Source organism: Micromonospora sp. WMMD987, from assembly GCF_029581435.1.
GTDB lineage: Bacteria > Actinomycetota > Actinomycetes > Mycobacteriales > Micromonosporaceae > Micromonospora > Micromonospora rifamycinica.
On record NZ_CP120861.1, the window covers coordinates 6737741 to 6759132 of the forward strand.

Consider the following 21392-nt stretch of genomic DNA (forward strand, 5'->3'; position numbering starts at 1 on the left):
GGTGGACGGCCTCCCGTCGGGGATCGACGGACAGCCTCCGGTCAGGGGCTGGTGCAGGTCGGCGACGGGCTGTTCGGCGTTCCGGTGCCGAGGAACCCGAACGTCGTCGAGGTACCCGGGGCGAGCGTGCCGTTGTAGGTGGCGTTACGGACGGTCGCGGTCGTACCGCTGGTGCTCAGCGTGCCGTTCCAGACCTGGCTGACGCTCTGGCCGCCGCCCAGGTTCCAGCGGACGGTCCAGCCGTTCGTGGCGGTGGTGCCGGCGGTCACCGTGACCTCGGCCTGGAAGCCGCCGGACCACGAGTTGACCGTGCGGTAGGTCGCGGTGCACGCGGTACCCGCGGGTGGGGTGGTCGTGGGCGGCGGCGGGGTCGTGGTGGGCGGCGGCGTGGTGGTCGGCGGCGGCGGGGTGGTGGTCGGCGGCGGGGTGGTCGTGGGCGGCGGGGTCGGGTCGCCCGACGGCACCAGGGGGCAGGTGGAGCTGTACCGCGACACACCGGTGCTGTCCGCCAGCGGGCAGAGGAACTGCGTGTAGCGGGTGTCACTGTCCAGGAAGATCTTGAGCCAGGGGATCAGCAGCCGCATCTCGGTCGGGTTCGACCGGGTGAACGAGAGGTGGTCGTTGCCGGCCAGCTCCGCCCAGGCGTGTTCCACGTTGGCGGGCAGGGTGTTGTAGATGCCCTGCACGTAGGAGGGTGTCACGGTGCCGTCGTTCTGACCCGACAACAGCAGGGTGGGGACCTTGGTGGTGGACATGTTCAGGTTGTTCCCGGGCGTGCCGGGGGCGAGGCCGACCGCGGTCTTCAGCGACGGCCGCCGGAGCGCCGCCAGGAGCGTCCCGGCCCCGCCCGCGGAGTGACCCATCACGCTGAGCCGGTTGGGGTCCACCCGGTTGCGCACCGGGCTGGACCGGGTGAGGTAGTCGAGCCCGGCGAGGAGCTGGGTGGCCCGGGCGTCGGCCCCGTCGGTACGGCTGTTGGTCTCGATCCCGAGCACCACGAACCCGAAGGACGCCAGCCAGGGGCCCATCCAGGCCTCCTCGTTGGCGAACAGGGCGGAGTAGCCGGGGACGATCGCCACCGCACCCCAGGTGCCGAGGCTGGTGTCGGTCGGGTAGTAGACGAACCCGCCGTTGAAGCCGTTGCCCGCCGGCACGGTCGCCTGCGTCGTGGCGAACGGCCCCCGGGTGGCGGCCACGCTGGCCAGGGTCGGGTCCGGGCCGCGCTGGTACGGGCTGTCCGCCACCGCCGCGTGCGGCGTCGTCGCGGACACCGCCAGGCCGAGGACCACCGCCAGTCCGGCGGTCAGCCACCTGGCCGTGCCGGTCCGGCGGACCGACCGCGTCCGGTGTGCGTCCCCCGGTGCCGGGGGACGTGCTGTCGGTACCTTCATGTCGCGTTTCTCCTTCGATCAGCCGGGCCGTTGCCGGCGGGTGGGCCGTTGCCGGCCGGGTGGGCTACCGACGGCTCCACTGCTGGTTGGCCTGGCCGGTGCAGGTCCACAGGACGAGCTTGGTGCCGTTGCCGGTGCCCTGGTTGTAGGGATCCAGGCAGAGGCCGGACTGCACACCGGTGATGGTGCCGTTGGCGTTGACGGTCCACTGCTGGTTGGTGCCGCCGTGGCAGTCGTAGATGGTGACCTGGGTGCCGGGGGTGGTGCCGTAGCCCGCCGCGTCGAGGCACTTGTTGCCGTAGACGGTCAGTGCCCGGCCGGACGTGTAGGTCCACCGCTGGTTGGTGCCGCCGTGGCAGTCCCACAGCTGCACCTGGAGACCGTTGGTGGTGGCGGAGCCGGGCACGTCCACGCACCTGCCCGACCGGGTGCCCACGATCGCGGTGGTCTGGCCGCTGCCGTCGCCGCTGCCCGGGGTGCCGATGCTGCCGGGCACCGCCTGCAGGGCGCTGTACCAGCGGGCGGCCATCTTGTCGTAGCCGCCGGCGGTGGGGTGGATGCCGTCGATCAGGTCACCGGTGGTGAGGGCGCTCTGCATGTCGACCAGGTGCACCCGCTTGCCGGCGTTCACCTTGCTCTGCACGATGCCCGGGATCGCCGCGTTGAAGGTGCGCGCGGCTGCCGCCTGGTTGCTGTTGGACAGCGTGATGATCTGCGCGACGAACACCTCGGCGGTGGGCGCGGTGGTGGTGATCCGGTCGATCAGGGTGGAGAGCCGGTTCGGCGCGGTGCTCACGTTGTAGTTCTGGAGGATGTCGTTGGTGCCGATGTGCAGCAGGACGCTCTGCGGCCGTTGGGTGTTCAGCCAGCCGACGACGTTCGCGTCGATCTGGTCGATGCGCCAGCCGGGGTGCCCCTGGTGGTCGTGGTCGCCCAGGCTGGACGGTCCGTTGAACTGCGAGCCGACGAAGTCCACGGTGTACCGGCCACCGGCCAGGCGCTGCCAGAGGCCGATCCGGTACCCGCCCGGCACCTGGGTTCCCTCGGTGATGGAGTCGCCGAGCGGCATCACCCGCGTCCCGCCGTTGGATTCCGCCCGGGCCGGGCCGGTGGGGGTCACCACTCCGGTGACCAGCACACCGAACGCGGCGAGCGCCGCGAGCCATCTTGTCCTCGTTCGCATGGATCTCTCCCTGGATCGGTGGAGCTGGCCGAGGACGAGGGCCGGGCGGACGGCCGCCGGGGTGGGCCGGCGGCACGTCCGGGGGTGGGCGGCCGGACCCGGCGGCCATCGGTTGCCGGGTCCGGCCGGGACACGCCGGCAGCCACGTCGGCATGGTCGGCGCCGCCTCGGCACGGGACGGTTTGTGAGCGCTAACAGTGACCATTGTAAATTCTTTGTTGCGGCCCGGTCCACCTCGACCCGGATCCGGCGGGCGCGGACCGGCCGACGACCGGCCCCCGTCGGCCGTCAGCCGGGGACGCGCCCGCTGACCTGCACGAAGTGGAAGCCGTTGACGACCACCCTGGGGTCACCGAACGCCTCGACCGTCGCCGTCAGCTCGGCGTCGGTCAGGCCCTGCCGCATCAGCGCCCCGCGCAACTGCGGGATGCCGGCCCGCAGCAGCCGGCAGCCCGGCCCACCGCCGTGCCAGCTCTCCGCCTGCGTCCGGGACCGCACGCCGGTCAGCCCCGCCTCGGCGAAGGCCGCCGGTGCCCGGTGCGCCCAGTCCAGGTCCATCCCGCTGGCCACCAGGGCCGCCACGTGGGCGGCCAGGTAGCGGTTCAGCAGACCGGTGGTCGCCTCGTCCGGCGCGTACCGCACGAAACTCCCCGGAGCGAGGGCGAACTCACCGATGAGCAGGTCGCCCCCCGGCCGCAGGGCGGCGGTCATCCGGCGCAGCGCCTCCTCCCGCCGGGGCAGGTGGCCCAGGAGCAGCCGGGCGTGCACCAGGTCGAAGCCGACCGGCGGCTCGTCGGCGACGATGTCGTGGCGGCGGACGACCAGCCCGGGACGGGCCGGAACGTGTTGCGGCGCGATGTCCGTGGCGACCACCTCGGCGCCCTGCCCGACCAGCCAGGTCGCGATGCTCCCCGCCCCGGCGGCCACCTCCAGGCAGCGACGACCGGCCAGCCCGCCCAGTTCGCCGAGCGCCGCCCGGGTGTGCCCGTCGAGCAGGTCCGCCAGCGCGGAGTGGTGGTCGGTGGCCTGCTCGCTCGCGTTGTCGAACGCGTAACCCCTCATGGTCGTCCCGTCTTCGTCGTGGCATCGGCGCGGACGCTCCACTGTGCCTCCCGACGGTCACGGGTGCACCTCCCCCACCACGGGGCACGCCGCCCCACGACCGGGTGCGCCGCCCCACAACGGGGAGACGCACCCGTGGCTGCGGTGGGGTGGCTCAGCTCCGCAGCGCCCACCGCTGGTTGGCCTGGCCGTTGCAGGACCACAGGATGATCCTGGTGCCGTTGCCGGTGCCGGCGGCGTTGGCGTCCAGGCACAACCCGGACTGCGCGTTGGTGACGGTGCCGTTGGCGTTGACGTTCCACTGCTGGTTGGCGCCGCCGTGGCAGTCCCAGATGATCACCGGGGTGCCGTTGCCGGTGCCCGACCCGCTGGCGTCCAGACACTTGGTGCCGTACACCGTCAGCTGGCGTCCCGACGTGCGGGTCCACCGCTGCCCGGCACCGCCCGCGCAGTCCCAGAGCTGGGTCTGCACGCCGTTGGTGGTGCTGGCGTTCGGCACCTCCAGGCAGCGACCCGACTGCTCGCCGACGACGGTGACCCCGCCCGCTGGAGTGGTCGGCGTGGGGGTGGGGGTCGGCGTGGTCGGGGTGGGGGTCGGCGTGGTCGACGGGGCGTCGAGGCCGAGGAAGGAGATGGCGTACGCGATCTGACCGGCCTGCGGCAGCTCGTGGCCCACCCCGCTGATGCTGATGCCCTCCACCGTCGCACGGGTGCCGGTGTCGCCGTACCGGGTCCTGGTCCAGTTCGACTGCGGACGGTCGGTGAACGCCGGCGTCTGGCTCAACCCGGACAGGTTGGTCCACTGCTTGATCTCTTCACCGAAGTTCACGTACGACAGGGTGGTGTCGGTGGTCCCGTGCAGGAACTGCATCCGGGGATACCGGCCGGTGTAACCGGGGTACATCGCGCGGGCGGCGTCGCCCCACTGCTGGGCGGTCTTGGTGAGCTGACCGCCGGCACACTGGCCGTTCCAGGTGTTGGTGCTGCTCCCGGTGGCGAAACAGGTGGCCGGCACCCCGCTGAACGAGGATCCGGCGGCGAACACGTCCGGGTACTGCGCCGCCATCACGTTGGTCATCATCGCCCCGGAGGAGAAGCCGCTGACGAACACGCGGGACGGGTCGACGTTGTGCCGCTGCTTGGCGTAGTTGACCATCGAGATGACGCCGTCGGAGTCGCTGCCGCCGCCCCGCCGCAGCCCCTGCGGCGAGTACACGTCGAAGCACTTGCTGCTGCGGGTGACCTCCGGCAGCACGATCACGTAGCCGTACCGGTCGGCGGCGGTGACGTAGTCGCGCCCGTTGCCGTTGAAGATCGCCGGACCGGATCCCCCGCAGTAGTGGATCAACACCAGCAGCGCCGGCCGCGGCCCCACGTTGTCGGGGACGTAGAGGTACATGTTGAGGCCGCTCGGGTTGTTGCCGAAGTTGGTGACCTGGGTCAGCGATGCCGCCGCGGCCGGTTGTGCCGTCATCAGCACGGTCATGGCCAGCAGCGGCACGACCGCACCGACCACGGCCGTCACCGCCTTGAGTAGACGTCTCACGGGCAGGGTCTCCGATCTGGGGACGGGGTGCGGTGCGGTCGCCGACCAGCTGGTCGGCGACCGCACCGCGGGTGGCGGGGGTGGTGCCCGGTCCGGCCTCCCGGGAGCTACCGGCCCAGGGTCACCTTGAGGATCCGCTCGTTGCTGTTGTTCGGGACGCTGTCCTTGTCGCCGCCGGTGCTCGTGGTCAGCCACAGGTTCCCGTCGAGCGTCGGCTCGACCGTCCGCAGCCGGGTGTACGTGCCGACGAAGTACTGCTGCACGTCGGTGAGGGTGTTTCCGCTGATCACCGCCCGGTACATCCGGTTGCCCCGCAGGCAGGCGAGATACAGCACGTCCCGGACGATGGCCAGCCCGCTGCACGACGCCTCGGCCACCGGGTAGGTGCGTACCGGCGCGACGAAGTTCGGGTTGGCGCAGCTGCCCGTGGTGCCCTCGCACGCCGGCCACCCGTAGTTGCCGCCCCGGACGATGATGTTGGTCTCGTCCATCACGTTGTTGCCGAACTCCTGCTCGAAGAGCCGGCCCCGGGAGTCGAACGCCAGGCCCTGCGGGTTGCGGTGCCCGTAGCTCCAGACCGCGTTGCCGAACGGGTTGTCCGACGGCACGGTGCCGTCGGGGCGGATCCGGAGGACCTTGCCGCCCAGGTCGTTGACGTCCTGGGCACGGTCCGGGCTCTGCCCGTCACCGGTGGCGGCGTAGAGCATCCCGTCCGGGCCGAACCGCAGCCGCCCGCCGTTGTGGTACTTGTTGCGCGGAATGCCGGTCAGCAGCACCTGCACCGTGCCGGTCTGCAACGTCCCGTCGTACCGGATCCGGACGATCCGGTTGTCGGTCGTGGTGGTGTGGTAGATGTACAGCCACCGGTCGGTGGCGAAGCTCGACGACACGGCCAGACCGAGCACCCCGCCCTCGCCGTTGGTGCCGGCGACGTTGGGCACCGTGCCGATGCTGCGCTTGTTGGTGCCGTCCGGGTTCATCGCGACCACGTCGAACAGGTCGCGCCGCCCGTAGAGCACGGTGCCGTCGGGTAGCTGCACCAGCCCCCACGGCAGGTCCCGCTCGGTGGTGACCACGGTGGTGCCGCAGACCGCGCTGGTGCAGGCCGACCCGGTGCGGACGGTCACCGCGCTGCTCGCCGCCGAGGTGTTGCCCTGCGCGTCCCGGGCGACGACCGTGTACCGGTACTCGGTGTCGGCGGTCAGCCCGGTGTCGGTGAACGAGGTCGCCGGCGGGTTGGTGGCCGTGCCGGTGACGGAGCCGACGGTCACCCCGCCGCGCAGGACGTCGTACCGGGTGACCGCGACGTTGTCGGTGGCGGCCGTCCAGGTCAGGGTGACGTCCGTGCCGTTGGCGGTGGCGGCGAGGTTGGTCGGGGTGGTGGGCCGCTGGGTGTCGGACTGGCAGAACGGCGGCGTGACCGGGAGCGTGGCGCTGGCCTGCGACACGTTGCCGGCGGCGTCCCGGGCATTGACGTACCAGCCCCAGGTGACGCCCTGCGCGACGGTGAGCGTGGCGGTCAGCGTCCGGCCGGAGACCGAGGTGACCAGCTGCCCGTCGTGGTAGACGTCGTAGTACGCCACGCCGACGTCGTCACGGGACGCCGACCAGCTCAGCGTGACGGACTGACAGCTCAGCCTGCTGCTGCGCAGGTTGGTCGGCGGGGTGGGCGCCCTGGTGTCGGCGGCGAGCCGGCCGACGGCGGCCGTCCGGTCCGGCACCGCGGGCGGGCCGGCGATGGCGGCCGGGCCGACGCCGACGGTGCCGGCGACGGTCAGCGCGGCGAGGACGGCGAGCCGGCGGGTGTGACGTGGACTGGTACGCACGCGATATGTCCCTTCCTGGGGAAACCTGCTGGTCAGTACGGGTAGCCGGGCACGTTGAGCCGCACGCTGTACAGACCGGAGTCGTTGGTGCGGCCCGAGGTGACGAAGAGGGTCCGCCGGTCGGAACCGCCGAACGCCACGTTCGTGGTGCCCGAGGAGCCGGAGCGGATCGTGCCGAGCTGGGTGCCGGTGGGCGAGTAGACGTGCACCAGGCCGTCGCCGCCCGAGGTCCAGTACACGTTTCCGGCGCAGTCGATCGTGCCGCCGTCCGGGCCGCCGACGTAGTTGACGAAGACGCTGCGGGGGCCGGTGCTGCCGTCGGGCTGGACGGCGTACTTGTAGATCTTGTTCTCGCCGTAGGCGCCCACGTAGAGGGTGCCACCGTCCGGGGAGAGGGCGATGCCGTTGGGCTGCCGCAGCGCGTCGTCGACGAGCGACACCTGGCCGCCCGAGACGCGGAAGACGCTGGTCCGCCCGCTCATCTGGTCGGGGCGGTTGCCGCGCTGGAAGTTGGGGTCGGTGAAGTAGACGACGCCGTCCGACCGGACGGCCACGTCGTTCGGCGAGTTGAACGCCCGCCCCTGGTAGTTGCCGGCCACCACGCCCCGGGCCAGGTTGTCGAGCCGGTACGTCGAGACGCTGCGCTGGTCGTGGGTGGCGGCGACGAGCTGTTGCCCGTCCGGGGTGAGAGCGAGTCCGTTGCTGCCCGCGTTGGGCAGGAACGTGTCGAAGGTGGCCGGCGGGGTGAACCGCCGGATCGTCGACGGCTGGACGTACTCCGACCCGGTGGCCGCGCCCATGTCGGAGAAGAGCAGGTAGCCCCGGTCGGCGATCCAGACGGGTCCTTCGAGGAAGGAGAAACCGCTGCGGATCTTCGTGGCCACGACCGACGTGGCGGGCAGCGGCGGGCCGTACCCGGTGCCGGACGGGCAGACGCCGGGCGGTGCCCCGGGCGGCCCGGCCAGGGTTCCGGCCACCGGTCCGGCTCCGCTGTGACCGCTCACATCAGCAGCCCGGACGAGCGGTGCGGCGGGGGCGGCGACGTTCACCGGGACCGCGGCGGGCAGGGCCAGGAGGAGACCGGCCAGCGTGGCGGTGGCGGGGTGCAGGACCATCGATGACTCCGATCGGCGGGCGGCCCGCCGTCGGCGGCGGTCGCGCGAGTGTTACCGGCTTAATCTAGCTGTATCGATGTATTCCTCGGCAGCATAAGCGAGGAGCCGCTGGGCCGCATGGGTTCCGGGCCGGCGGACCACCCCGGGAGCCGACCTCCGACGAGGGTCGCGCCGGGTCGACTGTGGAGTGCCGACGGCGGGCGGGACGTGCCGGTGACCCAGGTCGGGAAGGGTCCGTGGCGACTTGCCGACACCGGCTGAATCGACGTATGGGAGCGCGCTCATCTACCCTCAGGACTCATCCGTCCCACTCTCGTGGGCCGGCAGCGGTTCAGCAGCCATGAGTGTCCTGGTCTCCCCGCCAATCCGTGACCGCCATGGCCCTGTTCGGAGGGATCGAAGCGTTGACGAGCGAGAAGGCGGCGCCGCCGGGCGTCGACACCACCCGGCCCAGCATCGCCCGGGTCTACGACTACTACCTGGGCGGCAAGGACAACTTCGCGGTCGACCGGCACGCCGCCCAGATGGCGATGCAGGTCACCCCGGACGGCCCGGAGGCGGGGCGGGCCTGCCGGGCGTTCCTGCGCCGATCGGTGCGGTACCTGGCGGCCGAGGCGGGCATCCGCCAGTTCCTCGACCTCGGATCCGGGCTGCCCACCCGGGGCAACGTGCACGAGATCGCCCACCGGGTCGACCCGGACGCCCGGGTGGTCTACGTGGACAACGACCCGATGGCCCTCGCGCACGGCCGCGCCCTGCTCGCCGACGCCCGGACCACCACCGTCGTGGGAGCCGACGTCCGGCAGCCGGACGAGCTGCTGGCGGAACTGCGTGAGCGCCGGCTCATCGACTTCGACCAGCCGGTCGGACTGCTGCTCCTGGCGATCCTGCACCACCTCAACGACGACGACGACCCGGCCGGTGTCGCCCGACGGCTGGTCGCCGCGATGCCCTCCGGCAGCTACCTGGCCATCTCGCACTTCTACGACCCGGGCGAGTCCCAGCCGGAGGTCTCCGAGCGGGCGCGGGCGGTGGAGAAGGTCTTCAACGAAACCCTCGGCACCGGTCGCTGGCGTACCCGTGACGAGATCCTGAGCTTCTTCGGCGACCTGGAGCTGCTGCCACCCGGGCTGGTCCCGCTGGCCGAGTGGCACCCGGACGGCGACGACGACAGCAGGCAGACCGCCACCTACCACACCATCGTCGGTGGGGTGGCCCGCAAGCCCTGAGACAGGCCGTGGGTGCCGGCGGGGCACCGGGCGAACACGCCCGCCCCGCCGCACCACCCGCTCCGTCCCACCCGACGACCGTCCCGGTGACCCCGACCGGAGGGACCACCCGCGCGCCTCGACAGCGGTAACCTCCACAGGCGACCCCGTGCACCACGATCTCGGTGGAGGATGCGATGAGCCTTCGACGGCGTCTGCTCCAGACCATGGCCGGTTGTCTCGCGGCGACGGCACTGACCGCGGTGCTGCCGGCCGGCACCGCACAGGCCGCGTGTACGACCAGCAGCTTCACCGTCGTCTGGGACTACGCGGGCATGTACACCGCGCCCAACGAGGCGACGCTGTACGGCACCCGCCGCTACGGGCAGGTCGTCACCGGCCCGACGGGCAACACGGCCAACGGCTGGACGCTCACCTACGACTACTGGAACGGCCTGGCACTGTGGGCGTACATGAAGGACGCCTCGTTGCAGTACCGCGGCTGCGCCTGAGCCACCCACCCGGGCCGGCCGGTCAGCGGCGACCCAGCCACACCGTCCGCTCGGTGCGGACGCTCAGGTCGGACCGGCCCGGCAGGCCCTCGACCACCTCGTCCAGGGCGGCGAGATCGTCCGGGGAGAGCCACCCCTGGAGCCCGTGGCGCATCCGGCCCAGGCAGACCTGCGCGTAACGGGTGACGGTGGCGGACAGCGGCGGGCGCAGGTCGATGTCGAAGTGCCGCTCGGTCACCGCGGTGAAGCCGGCCTGCGCCATCCGGTCCCCCCAGGGCTCGTGCATGTGCATGCCGGCCTCGTGCCGACGCTTCGCCGCCCCGGCGTGACCGCGCGACTCCAGCTCCTCGTCCGGCGTGCCGGTCAGGAACCGGGGGAACGAGTCCAGTTCGGCGATCACCAGCAGCCCGCCCGGCCGCAACGCCCGGAATGCCGAGGCGACGGCACCCGCCGGATCGGCCAGGTGGTGCATGGACGCGGCGGCGAAGATCACCTCGACCGGCCCGAGGTCGGGCCAGGGGCGGTCGAGGTCGGCCTCGACGGTGCGGATCCGGTCGGCCAGTCCGGCGGCTTCGGCCCGCTCCCGCAGGTGGGCGAGCATCTCCGGGGACTGGTCGACCGCGGTGACCGTGGCACCGGGCAGTTGCCGGGCCAACGCGAGGCTGGCGGTGCCGCTGCCCGCGCCGAGGTCGGCGACGTGGGGCCGTCCGGCGGCCTCGCGGCCGACCCAGCCGACCACGTCGCGGACGTAGTCGTGCAGCACCTCCGCGTCCAGGTCGAGCAGCTCGATCAGGGAATCATGTGGCATGGGGCAACGGTAGTCCCTCCATGCCGTAATGGCATAGCATCTTGCCTATGACGCAAGACAAGGATCTGGAGAACCTGGTACGCCAGCGGATCCGCAGTCTGCGGACGGCCCGGGGCTGGTCCCTGGACGAGCTGGCCCGCCGCTGCCTGATCAGCCCGTCCACGCTCAGCCGGATCGAGACCGGGCACCGACGGGTCGCCCTGGACCAGGTCACCACCATCGCCCGGGTGCTGGGTGTCACCCTCGACCGGCTGGTCGAGGGTGACGCCGACGACGACGTGGTGATCCGTCCGCACTGCGACGAGGATCGGGGCGTCACCACCTGGCTGCTCTCCCGGGACCACCGCCAGACCGTCGCCAAGCTGCGGATCAGCCGGAAGGTGCCCACGGATCTGCGGGTGCACCCGGGACGCGACTGGTTCACCGTCCTCTCCGGCACGATCGAGCTACGGCTGGGCGAGCGGACGATCCTCGTCGGCACCAACGAGGCAGCCGAGTTCTCCACCCTGGTCCCGCACGCCTTCGGCGCCCACGACGGCCCGGCGGAGATCCTCTGCATCCTCGACCACGACGGGGAGCGCAGCCATCTCGGCCCGCACGGCACTCCCCCGGACCGTCCCGGGGAAGCTAGCCCGTGATCACCGGCCAGGCGTAGGCCAGCAGGGCGCACGCCGCCCCGAGCATCCCGAGCGAGAACCCCCGGGTGGGGAGGGGCAGCGCGGCGAGCACGAGCAGGATGACCGCGACGACATAGAGAAACGCCTGCACCGACATGACAGTCTCCTCGGGAGGTTGGCTGATGGCGGTGCGATCTCTACCCCGGCCGACCCGGCCGGGAAACCCGCGTCCGCCCGGGCACCGGACGGCACCGGCGCACCCGGTCGGAGGGGCGTCCCCGGTCCGGGCGGGACGACGGTCGATCGTCCCGCCCGGACGGTGGCGCCGACACGTCGGTCCCCTTCGGACGTCACCCACCGCCGGCGCGGCGCGGTCGCGTCAGCAGCATCGGTCGACGTCGCCGCAATGGCGGCAGCCGGGCCGGTCGACGTCAGCGCGATAGCGGCGGCAACCGGGCCGGTCGACGTCGGTTCCGTGGCGTCAGCAGCCGAGCCGCTTCGTGGAGAGGGCGACATCGTCGATCCAGAGGTCGAACTCACCCGGCGTGGTGCCGCCCTGGTAGAGCTGCCAGCCGATCTTCACGGTGTCGACGTTCGGCAGCACGAAGGGGACGTCGTTGCCCCCGTGCACGCCGGTGGAGGCGGTCAGGTCCGGGTTCGCCACCCCGTCGATCCACACCGTGACCCGGTTGTCCGTCGGGTCGAACTTCCACTCGAAGCACTGCCACCGGTCCTCGGTGACCGGGGCGGACTCCCGCCAGTTGGTCCAGTCGCCGGTCGGGCCGCCGTCGGCGCCCACCCCCCAGAAGGTGCCGGGGACGGTCGGCGCGTACTGGCCGCCGATCGGACGGACGACCTCCGCGCTGCCGCTGCCGGTCGCCTCCACCAGGGTGAAGTGCGCCCAGTCGGGGGCGGTGGGGAAGGCGTCGACCCGCAGCCGCATCCGTCCGTAGAAGCGGTTACCCGGTGCGGCGAAGTCGTCGACCCGCAGGAACGCGCGTCCGTTGTCGACCGTGTGGACGTGCAGGACCTGGTTGCCGTGCCGGGCGCGCTCGACGGTGAGCGTCCCGTTGCGGGTGTCGACGCCCCACTTCACCGTGCTGGGGCCGCCCTGGGGCAGCCGTTCGAAGTCCTCACAGAAGAGCAGGCCACGGGGGCACGAGCGCGCGGCGGAACCGGCCGCGTCAGCCGTACCGGCCGGGACACTGCCGGCCGTGGCGCCGAGAATCAGGGCGGCGGTGAAGACCGCGAGGAAACTGCGCATGGTCGTCCTCCAGGAGATCGCGTTCCCGCCCTGGGGGTGGGAAGCGGAACGGGCTCCCGAGCGTCGCTCGTCCCGGTACCGGCCGACGGACGTCGACAGGCGTCGGACGTCTCCGGCCGCCGAACGTCTCGGTGGTCGTGGAAAGGCGTGGCGGGTCACGGACGGCGGGACGTCGACAGCCCGTCGTCCGGGCGGTGGCCCGGGGTGCGGCGGCAGGCACGCCGAGAAGGCGCGTCACCGCCATGCGCTGCTCCCGCGCTCACCGTTCCCAGCGCGGTTGCCCCCACACTGCGGTGATCTCAGCCATTCCAGCATGTCGATACGTACCCGGGCAACACCGGCCGGTGCCCGGATGGCGACACCGGGCGGGCGGCTCGTCCGCGGCCCGACCCGCCGGCCCGGCGGCGCATCCGGCGGTACGACGAAGCCGGCGTCGGCACCCCCGTGGGGGGCGTCGACGCCGGCTCGACCGTCATCCTCCGCCGGGGCCGGTGGCCGGCCGTGGCCGGGTTGCCGCAGGTCTGCCGGCTCGCCGTCCCGGCCGGGATCCCGCAGGAGAGAACGGCCGTGGAGCCCGGCGCGTCACGGCGCGAGCCGCTCCAGGAAGCGCAGCCGGGCCGACCCGCGCGGGTTGGCGCTGAGGTCGGCGTCGAACGGGGTGATGCTGATCCTGCCCGCCTGTAGGGCGCTCCAGTCGCTGCCCGGGGCGGGCGTGCCGGTCGGCCCACCGATCGACAGGGCGTACGTGCCGGGCTGACCGGGCGCTCCGGTGGTGTTGGTGAACCCGAAGCGGAGGTAACCGTTGCGGTCCATCCGGGTCAGGCTGGTACCGGTGACCGCCGTGGCGCCGGGGTAGTTGATGTTCAGGCCGAGCCCCTCGGGCAGGAGGGCGCCGCCCCGGGCGTCGCTGGCCAACGCCGCCACGACGTCACTGGTGTACGCGGCGACCCTGTCCTTGAGCGCCAGGGACTGGTCGACGGTCTTGCCGTCGATGCTGACGGCGATCGCCGGTACGTCGTTCTCCAGGGCGGCGATCGCCGCACCGACGGTGCCGGAGTGGTTGGCGACCGTGGTGTAGTTGCCGCCGGGGTTGATCCCGGACACCACCAGGTCGGGCGGTGCGCTGCGGAACAGGGCGTCGAGGCCGACGATCACCGAGTCGCTGGGGGTGCCCGTCACGGTCCACACCCGGGGCTCGGGGTTGGCCAGGTTCACCGTCGGATAGGTGATCAACGTGCCGGTGCCGCTCTGGTTGGTCGCCGGGGCGACGACCGTCACGTCGTGACCGTCGGCGGCCAGGGCGTCCCGGAGTGCCACGATCATCGGAGTGCTCGATCCGCCCGGTCCGATCCAGCCGTCGTCGTTGGTGATCATGATGTGGAGCCGGCGGGGCTGGGGTTGGGTCTGGGCGGTGGGCCGGTCGCCGGGCTTGGCCGCCGCTTCCAGGGACGGGACCAGGACGAGACCGAGAGTCAGGGCGAGTGGCAGAAAACGACGCGCGGTGCGCAAGGCAACTCCTCTTCGAGGCCCCGGCCCGGAACCGCACACCGTCGTCTCGTGCCGCGAGGGCCTGATCCGACGGGGCGGCAGGCGCGGGATCGTGGGGTGTGCGGTGACTGATCGTCGAGTGTAGACGATCACGCTGACGCCGGCTCCCACCTTGACGACCGGCGTCCGGATCTCCACACACGACGGTCGGACCGGTCACCCACGAAACCGTCCGACCCGCACGCCCTCACCCCGCCGGCCCGTCGTACCGCCCGACGGGAGTACGACCACCGCCGCCGGTACGCCCCCGGACACTCACGGCAGGCGTACCGGCGGCTCCGGTTCACTCCGACGGCGCCCGGCGGGCCGGACCGAACATCGCGTAGGCGACGAGGCCGCCCCCGGCGAGCACCGCCGCCGCCACCGCGGCGACCCGGCTGTCGGTCGGCTGGCCCTGCCACGTCGCGGCCGCCCCCCAGGTGCCGTCCTGCGGATAGAAGGCCGCGACGATGGTCCAGCCCAGCGGGAGGAACCACGACCGGGCGGCACCGAACACCGTCGCGCACAGCGCCGTCAGGCCGAGCAGGCCGGCGGCGTCGCGGACCACCAGGGCGGCCGGTCCGAACCGGGCTCCGGTGTGCAACGTGGCGAGCAGGAACACCAGGACGACCAGCAGGCCGACGAGCAGGTGCACCGCACGCCGCCAGGGCCAGCGCACCGACGCGGTCCGGTCCAGGCTCTCGTCCGGGCCGGCGAGGGTGGGCGCGAGCGCCGCGACCATCAGCAGGACGGTCATGACGACCATCATCGGGGTGACGTCCCGGTCCTCGGCGAAGATCAGGTACGTCGTCCAGAGCGCCGCCAGGCCGCCGACGACCGCGGCCAGGGCCAGGGGCACCCGGCGCGAACGCAGGTACAGCAGCGTCCAGGTCACCGGGCGCTCCGGGACAGCAGGCCGGTCGGGTCCTGGCAGGCCAGCAGGGCGTTGCGGACCGCGGTGACCCGGGCCAGCGCCTCCGCCTCGGGGAGGTCACGCAGCCCCCGCCACAGGGCGACCGCTCCGGTGGTGATCTCGGGGTCCTCCTCGATCAGTCCGGGCATCAGGCCCACGTCCGACCGTGGCTCACGGCCCATGAGCCAGTAGGCCGCCGCCCGCTCGACCACCTCGTTGCCGTTCCTGCACTTCCCGTCGTAGGGGACGCCCAGCCTCCTGACGATCTCGGGGACAACGGCGGCCGGATGGGCGAGTTCGCCACGCTTGTCGATCCGGATCTCGATCGTGACGACGCCCGGCCGGGGGGCCGGCTCGTCCCGGTCGTACCCGATCGTGTGGGTGTCCTCGTGCACGACGGTCGGTGCGTCCGGCAGCTTCCCCAGCGCCGCGAGGCCCTGCCGGGCCAGCGGGGTCACCGTGTCGAGCACGTGACCGTGGACCCGGCTGACGCACACCGTCGGGGTGTCGGCGGTGCACACCAGCTCCCGCGCGACCGGGTCGACCGGCCAGGTGAGCACGTCCCGGTCGTGCGGGAGGACGGTCAACGCCACCACGAACCCGAGCAGCACCGGCAGCACCGCCGTCAACCGGCTCCGCCAACCGTCGGCGACGAACAACAGCAGACCGGTGACGGCGAGCGCGATCATCGAGATCGCCAGCGCACCGCTGACCCGGTTGTCGATCGTCTGGTAGTCGTGGAACGGACCCGAGCCGTGGGCCGGAGAGATGGCCGCGGCAACCCGGACCGACGGCCCGACGGTGACGAAGAAGACCAGCAGCACGCCGCCCACCGCCAGCGCCGGGGCGGTCACCAGGGCGGGCAGCATCCGCCCGATCCCCAGTCCGAGCCAGGCCGCGGCGACCAGGGACAACGCGCCCACCCCGGTGACGACGGCGAAACTCGGCAGGGGCACGTAAGCGGAGGTGTTCGCGATCCAGGCGATGCCCGCCGCGGTCACCAGCAGATAGGCGACCCCCAGGGTGAGCGCCATCGTGCCGAGCACCGGCAGCATCCGGGCGACGCGGGGGCGGGCGGTGGTGGCGAACAGCTCGCCGACCTTCGCCCGGTGCTCCCGTCGCCCCTGCCAGGCCCCGGCCGCGAGGGCCAGCGGCCACAACAGGAGCAGGTACTCCCGGATGGCCAGGGCCAACGGCATCCAGCCACTCGACCACCGGCCGGTCGCCACGTACAGCGCACCGGTCCCGACCACCACCGTGACCAGCGCCGCACCGACCGCGGCGGAACGCCGCAGTTCGATCCCCATGATGCCCGTACCGGCTCTCCGTCCCCCTCCGGGCCGACCCGTGGCGGTGGCACCGGCTTCGACGGTCCGCCCGCTCATCGGGTGGCCTCCGCCCGGTGCTGACGCAGCAGCGCGGAGTAGCCCCGCTCGGCCGGGCTGTCGCCGGCGTGCCCCTGGTCGCCCTGGGCGGCGAGCACCTCGGGCGTGCCCCGCCACACCAGGCGGCCCTCGTTCACCAGCACGACATCGGTGCAGGCCGCCGCCACGTCCTCGACCAGGTGGGTGGAGACCAGGACGCAACTGTCGGTGCCGAGGTCACGCAGCAGCTCGCGGAAATCGAGCCGCTGTTCCGGGTCGAGACCGACGGTCGGTTCATCGAGCAGCAGCAGCCGGGGGTCGTTGACGATGGCCTGCGCGATGCCGGCCCGCCGCAGCATGCCGCCGGAGAGCGTCTTCAGCCGGGCGTCGGCCTTGGCGGTGAGCCCGACCCGGTCGATGGCCCGTTGCACCGCCGCCGGGAGGGTGGACTTGGGCATCTCCTTCAGCCAGGCCATGTACCCGACGAACTCACGCACCGTGAACCGTGGGTAGTAGCCGAAATGCTGCGGCAGGTAGCCCAGCGCCCGGCGCACCGGTCGCAGCTCGGAGCGGCCGTCGACCGGGTGCCCGAGCAGCGCCAACCGGCCGCCGGCCGGGGCCACGACGGTCGCCAGGGCACGCATCAGCGTGGTCTTCCCCGCCCCGTTCGGGCCGAGCAGGCCGTGCACGCCGGTGGGGAGGGCCAGGTCGAGCCCGTTGACGGCCAGGTGCCGCCCGGCCCGGACCTGGAGACCCTCGGCATGGATCGCCCAGGGATGGGTGGTGGCGGTCGTCTCGACCGCACTCACGGCACGCATTGTCATGATCTCCTTCAGTGATCGCCAGAGGGCAGCGTGGAGGCACGGCCGTCCGCCGTGTGTCGGGCTGGGGCTACTCGTGGTGGGAGAGCCGCCGGAATCCGTTGACCCGTAGGAGGGCAACGAGAGTCAGGAACACCGTGGCCAGCGCCCAACTGCGGGTGCTCTGCGCCGACAGCAGCACCGGCAGCCGGGCGGCGACGAGACTCGGGGTGACCACCGCGAGCGTCCAGACCACGACCAGTCCGATCGCAGCCCGGCGCACCCCGACGAGGGTTCCCAGCAGGAGGGTGGCGGCGGTGAACGCCAGGCAGGGCAGCAGCACCAGGGCCATCGACACCCCCGTGCCGGCACCGGCCAGGGCGAGCGCCGGGATGACGAACGCCAACACCGCAGCCGTACGCCGCAGCAGCGTCGTCAGACCGGCGGCGGGGGTCGTGGCGATCAGCTCCCAGGCCGGATCGGCCCGACGGTGCCAGGCGACGGCCACGCCGGGCAGCGGGGCCAGCGGTGCGATCAGCAGCACCAGCGAGGGGGTGCCGACCCACAGCGCGCCGAGCAGGGCCGCGCACGCGAGCACCGTGGCCGTCATGATCAGCCACGGCAACAGCGTGCCGACGAACCAGCGGTGACGCAGCACCGACCAGGGCCGGCTCCGGCCGACCGGCGGCGCCGCCGCGATCTGCCGGTCCAGCACCGCCGCGACCTGGTCGAGCACGACCCGGCTCTCCAGGGTGGTGCTGCCGGCCAGGCGGGCACGGCAGTCGGCGCAGTCCTCGAGGTGCACCTCGATCGCCCAGACGCTGGGCTCGTCGAGGTCCGGATCCCCGGCGGCGTAGCGGTCGATCTGGGTCAGACTGGGATGGGTGGTCATGACAGCGCCTCCCGCAGGGCGATCCGGGCACGGCGGACACGGGACTTCACGGTGTTCTCCGGTACGCCGAGCAGTACCGACGCCTCACGCGTCGAGAGCCCGTCGAGGACCGTGGCCCGCAGGGCGGCCCGCACCTCGGCCGGCAGGACGAGCAGGGCCTGCTCCAGCTCCTGGCCGATCCGGTTGGCCATCACCTCGTCCTCGGCGGCGGGAGCCGTGCTCGGCATCAACGGCACCTGCGGCACCCGCCCCTTACGCGCCCGGTGCCGGAACGCGTCGACCAGGCGGTGGGCGGCGATGGTCCACAACCAGCCCACGGCGCTCCCCGCCGCCGCGCCACCGCCCTTGGCGGGGGTGCCGGCGAAGCTGCCCGCCGCCCGCCAGACCGTCAGGTACGTGTCCTGGAGCACCTCGGCGACCACGTCGGGGTCGGCGCAGCGGCGACGCAGCCGTACCTCCAGCCACGGCGAGGTACGCCGGTAGAGCTCGTCGAACGCCCGCCGGTCTCCACGGGCGACGCGTCGCACGAGTTCGCCCTCGTCAGCCGCGTCCAGGTCTGTTCTCACACCCGGTAAGACGACCGGGCGGCCGGGATCGGATCCCGATCTCCTGTGACCGTCGTCACTTTTGACCACGCGCTCCCCGAAAAACCGCTGGTCACCGCCCGGCGCGTGACCGGGTGACCCGTTTCGACCGGTTGGTACACGGGCTCGGTGGCGCTTGTCTGGCGGTGTAGGTCACCCCCTGGTTGATCAGGCGCCGACGTACTGCAGCGCCGCCCAGTGTTCGGGTGCGGTGAACGGCCGGGTCTCCCGCCAGAACACCACGTCGGCGGGGTCGCGGTCCGGTTCCGGCCGCAGCGCCGGATAACGGCGGTGGAGGTCCTCGTTGGTGCAGTCCCGCAGCCAGCGCTGGGCCGTCCGGACGGCCCGGACCGGTGGCTGCCCCTCCGCCCGCCACGCGTCGTAGAACCGTGCGACCAGCAGCGCGACCACCAGGCTCTCCACCCGCCACAGCGTGCCGAGCACGCCACCGCAGCCTGCCTGCAGCAGCCCGGCGGGCAGGCCCACCACCTCGTCGAGGGCGTCGACGCCGATCATCGCCGTCTCGCACGCCGACAACACCGCCAACCGGGCCCGTACCGGCGTGGCCATCAGGTCGGCCACCGTCAGCGGCCCGTCGGCCAGAGCCAGCCGGCTCTGCCGTGGCGACTCCGGATCGGCGGCTCCGTGGCAGGCGAAGTGCAATACGTCCCGATCCCCGAGAGCGGCCAGCACGGCCTCGCGGGTGGTGTGCGTGACGACATCGGGGAAATGCGCGGCCACGGTGCTCACCTGAAGGCGGGCATTGAGCCGTGGGTCATCGTCGGGCCTGGTCACCGCGACCATGAGCAGCCGCTCACCAGTGGTCGCAGCGTCGGCGATCTCCCGGGCGGCGAGCCAGGACCGGGCACTCGGCGCGTGCGCGACCGCGATGCGACAGGCAGCCTGGAGCGGCAGGAGACCGAGCAGATCCATGGCGATCAGGACCACTTCGTCGGTGCCGTCAAGGGCCGCCTCCAGCGGTTCCATCGCGGCGGTGCCGAGCCAGGTGATGATCGACCGGAGTTCCCGTGGCCAGGCGTGGGTCCTGGCCCGGTAGTTGCCGAGCAACTCACCGGATCGACTGACCAGCTCCTGCCGGGACAGGGCCGGCAGATCCACCAGGCGGGGCGGCAACTGAGGATCCGGGTCCACGATCACCGCGAAACCGCCCGGCTCGGCCGCCGCCAGATAGACGACAGGACGCCCGGACGCGGCGGCCCTCCGCGCCTCGGCCAGCCCGGAGGACGTGAGGAAGCCCTCCGCACCGGGTTGGGCACGCACCTCGGCGATCGCCTTCCGCACCTCGACGCGGGCGGCATCCACCTCGGCGGACCGGGTCAGGTCGCCCGAACCGTCGAGGGTCAGCTCACGCACCCGACGGGCAGCCTCCCGGTAGCGTCCGGCCACCGTCGGATCGATGCTCGCCAGATCTGCGGTGTCCAGGTCCAGCGCTTCGCTGAGCAGACGTGCCCGGCTCTCCTCGAGCACGTCGACCGCAGCCTCGATGCGCCCGGCACGGGTCAGCGCGAAGGCGTGGGCGACCGCGAGATCGTGCCGGATGCCGAGTGCCCGTTCCCTGCTGGTCGGGAGCGCCTGCACGTCGTACAGGTCGCTGAACACGCTACGCGCCGCGGCGAAGGCCGCCAGCGCCCGTGCCTGGTCGCCAGCCCTCAGCGCCTGGCGGCCCAGTTCCTTCCTGGCGGCGAAGACGAGCGTGGGCGGCAGGGTGAGCGGCCCGTCCAGGAGTCTTTCCAACTCCGCAACCGCATGCCGTACGGCCGTCCGCGCCGCATCGTCGGGCAGGGCGGCCAACCGCATGAACGCGATGTTGGCCTCGGCGGAAGGGGGAAGCTCCGTCAACAGCTCCCCGGCCCGCTCCCGCCCGGCACGTCCCGGCACTTCGAGAAATGCGGCAGCCGCTGCCCGGACCAGCTCAGGGCTCCTCGTCCCCGACTCCGTCGCCTCCCGCAGGGTGGCCTCGATCAGGTCCAGACCGCTGTCGCGGTCCGCCGGATCCCGGCTCAGCCGGAATCGCTCGATCAGCGCGTAGCCGAGGCTGACGGTGAGCAGGGCGTGATCGTTGTCCGGACCGGCCTCGGAGGCTGCCAACAGCGATCGGAGCAGGGCGATGGCGGTGTCCAGGTCGGCGACCTCGGCGGTGCTCTGCGCCCGGGACAGCAGCATGGTGACCGCGACCCGCTGGTACCGACGCGTTCCGGGGTCGGCGGGGGGCAGCTGCGCCATCCGTTGGGCGAGGGTGACCGTGTGCTGCAGGTGCACGTCCGCCCCGGTGGTGATCGTCCGTTTGAGGGAGATCCGGAACAGCCAGTCCTGAAGCTCCCTGGCGAAGGCCGCCGGGACGATCCGCCCGGCGTCGGGGCGTAGCGGCGCCTCCTGCACACGGGCACCGGCGAGTTCCAGCCGGGCGACGGTCTGCTGGAGAATCGTCAGCCGGTCGCTGCGCGGAACCACCAGGTCCGCCCGATCGTCCACCACTCTGGCCAGTTGGGGCACGTCTGTCGGGTCGAGTTCCACGCCGGTCGCGGCGAGCAGCATGTCCCGGCCCTGGTTCACATCCTCGTCGGTGCGCTGCGGCGTCGCGCGGCCGGAGCGTTCGAGCAACGCCTCAGCGAGCTGCAACTGCAGCAACACCTTCCGGGGCGGCCGGCGGCGTGCCCGCAGCCGGTTCAGGGTCTCTGCCAGGCTCTGATCGATCTTCCCCTCGTCCGAGGCCTGCAGCATGCCTAGCGCCACGAACACCGGAGGGGCCGGGTCGGGGA

19 protein-coding genes are annotated in these 21392 nt (G+C 72.5%); 3 read left to right on the forward strand and 16 right to left on the reverse strand.

The features are described 5' to 3' along the window. Positions 1-41 precede the first annotated feature (41 nt). From O7612_RS28780 to O7612_RS28805, 6 genes are all read right to left on the reverse strand, one after another. A complete protein-coding gene (locus tag O7612_RS28780; RefSeq protein WP_282269060.1) occupies positions 42-1391 on the reverse strand; it encodes a cellulose binding domain-containing protein in 1350 nt (449 codons plus the stop codon). Positions 1392-1455: 64 nt separating this feature from the next. Then, entirely contained in the window at positions 1456-2574 is a 1119-nt protein-coding gene (locus tag O7612_RS28785) for a ricin-type beta-trefoil lectin domain protein (protein ID WP_282269061.1), read from the reverse strand. Positions 2575-2862: 288 nt separating this feature from the next. Further along, the gene (locus O7612_RS28790; RefSeq protein ID WP_282269062.1) at positions 2863-3636 is read right to left on the reverse strand and encodes a methyltransferase domain-containing protein; all 774 of its coding nucleotides are present in this window, start codon (positions 3634-3636) and stop codon (positions 2863-2865) included. A gap of 154 nt (positions 3637-3790) precedes the next feature. Further along, the gene (locus tag O7612_RS28795) at positions 3791-5110 is read right to left on the reverse strand and encodes a PHB depolymerase family esterase (RefSeq protein ID WP_282274088.1); all 1320 of its coding nucleotides are present in this window, start codon (positions 5108-5110) and stop codon (positions 3791-3793) included. 179 nt (positions 5111-5289) lie between these two features. Then, positions 5290-7008: a PQQ-dependent sugar dehydrogenase gene (locus O7612_RS28800; RefSeq protein ID WP_282269064.1), complete on the reverse strand. Its 1719-nt coding sequence runs from the start codon at positions 7006-7008 to the stop codon at positions 5290-5292. A gap of 32 nt (positions 7009-7040) precedes the next feature. Further along, entirely contained in the window at positions 7041-8123 is a 1083-nt protein-coding gene (locus O7612_RS28805) for an SMP-30/gluconolactonase/LRE family protein (RefSeq protein WP_282269066.1), read from the reverse strand. Between the two features lie 404 nt (positions 8124-8527). Between O7612_RS28805 and O7612_RS28810 the strand changes: the two genes are divergently transcribed. Together O7612_RS28810 and O7612_RS28815 are read left to right on the forward strand one after the other, a co-directional pair. Continuing rightward, positions 8528-9352 (forward strand): SAM-dependent methyltransferase, encoded by an 825-nt coding sequence (locus O7612_RS28810; protein ID WP_282269068.1) that lies wholly within the window; start codon positions 8528-8530, stop codon positions 9350-9352. 176 nt (positions 9353-9528) lie between these two features. Further along, positions 9529-9843: a hypothetical protein gene (locus O7612_RS28815; RefSeq protein WP_282269070.1), complete on the forward strand. Its 315-nt coding sequence runs from the start codon at positions 9529-9531 to the stop codon at positions 9841-9843. A gap of 22 nt (positions 9844-9865) precedes the next feature. On the opposite strand, the gene O7612_RS28820 is transcribed toward O7612_RS28815, so the two are convergent. Next, a complete protein-coding gene (locus tag O7612_RS28820; RefSeq protein WP_282269072.1) occupies positions 9866-10651 on the reverse strand; it encodes a class I SAM-dependent methyltransferase in 786 nt (261 codons plus the stop codon). A 47-nt stretch (positions 10652-10698) separates the two neighbouring features. Here O7612_RS28820 and O7612_RS28825 point away from each other — a divergent pair, with 47 nt between their 5' ends. Continuing rightward, positions 10699-11289, forward strand: coding sequence for a helix-turn-helix domain-containing protein (locus tag O7612_RS28825; RefSeq protein ID WP_282269074.1), 591 nt, complete (start codon positions 10699-10701; stop codon positions 11287-11289). Here O7612_RS28825 and O7612_RS28830 read toward each other — a convergent pair. The 9 genes from O7612_RS28830 to O7612_RS28870 form a co-directional block, all read right to left on the reverse strand. Further along, positions 11279-11419, reverse strand: coding sequence for a hypothetical protein (locus O7612_RS28830; RefSeq protein WP_282274118.1), 141 nt, complete (start codon positions 11417-11419; stop codon positions 11279-11281). The two genes, O7612_RS28825 and O7612_RS28830, sit on opposite strands and share 11 nt — an antisense overlap. Positions 11420-11749: 330 nt before the next feature. Continuing rightward, positions 11750-12532 (reverse strand): hypothetical protein, encoded by a 783-nt coding sequence (locus O7612_RS28835; RefSeq protein WP_282269076.1) that lies wholly within the window; start codon positions 12530-12532, stop codon positions 11750-11752. 582 nt (positions 12533-13114) lie between these two features. After that, on the reverse strand, positions 13115-14041 hold the full coding sequence (locus tag O7612_RS28840) for a 5'/3'-nucleotidase SurE (protein ID WP_282269080.1): 927 nt from the start codon (positions 14039-14041) through the stop codon (positions 13115-13117). A 322-nt stretch (positions 14042-14363) separates the two neighbouring features. Then, positions 14364-14954 (reverse strand): hypothetical protein, encoded by a 591-nt coding sequence (locus O7612_RS28845; protein WP_282269082.1) that lies wholly within the window; start codon positions 14952-14954, stop codon positions 14364-14366. Then, positions 14951-16279 (reverse strand): hypothetical protein, encoded by a 1329-nt coding sequence (locus tag O7612_RS28850; RefSeq protein ID WP_282269084.1) that lies wholly within the window; start codon positions 16277-16279, stop codon positions 14951-14953. The genes O7612_RS28845 and O7612_RS28850 overlap by 4 nt, the downstream gene beginning before the upstream one ends. A gap of 74 nt (positions 16280-16353) precedes the next feature. Continuing rightward, positions 16354-17154 (reverse strand): ABC transporter ATP-binding protein, encoded by an 801-nt coding sequence (locus tag O7612_RS28855; RefSeq protein ID WP_282269087.1) that lies wholly within the window; start codon positions 17152-17154, stop codon positions 16354-16356. Positions 17155-17227: 73 nt separating this feature from the next. Continuing rightward, on the reverse strand, positions 17228-18028 hold the full coding sequence (locus tag O7612_RS28860) for a hypothetical protein (RefSeq protein WP_282269089.1): 801 nt from the start codon (positions 18026-18028) through the stop codon (positions 17228-17230). Beyond that, positions 18025-18594 (reverse strand): sigma-70 family RNA polymerase sigma factor, encoded by a 570-nt coding sequence (locus O7612_RS28865; protein WP_067310881.1) that lies wholly within the window; start codon positions 18592-18594, stop codon positions 18025-18027. Before O7612_RS28865 ends, O7612_RS28860 begins: the two co-directional genes overlap by 4 nt. Positions 18595-18780: 186 nt before the next feature. Then, a complete protein-coding gene (locus O7612_RS28870) occupies positions 18781-21354 on the reverse strand; it encodes a CHAT domain-containing protein (RefSeq protein WP_282269091.1) in 2574 nt (857 codons plus the stop codon). Between the last annotated feature and the right edge of the window lie 38 nt (positions 21355-21392).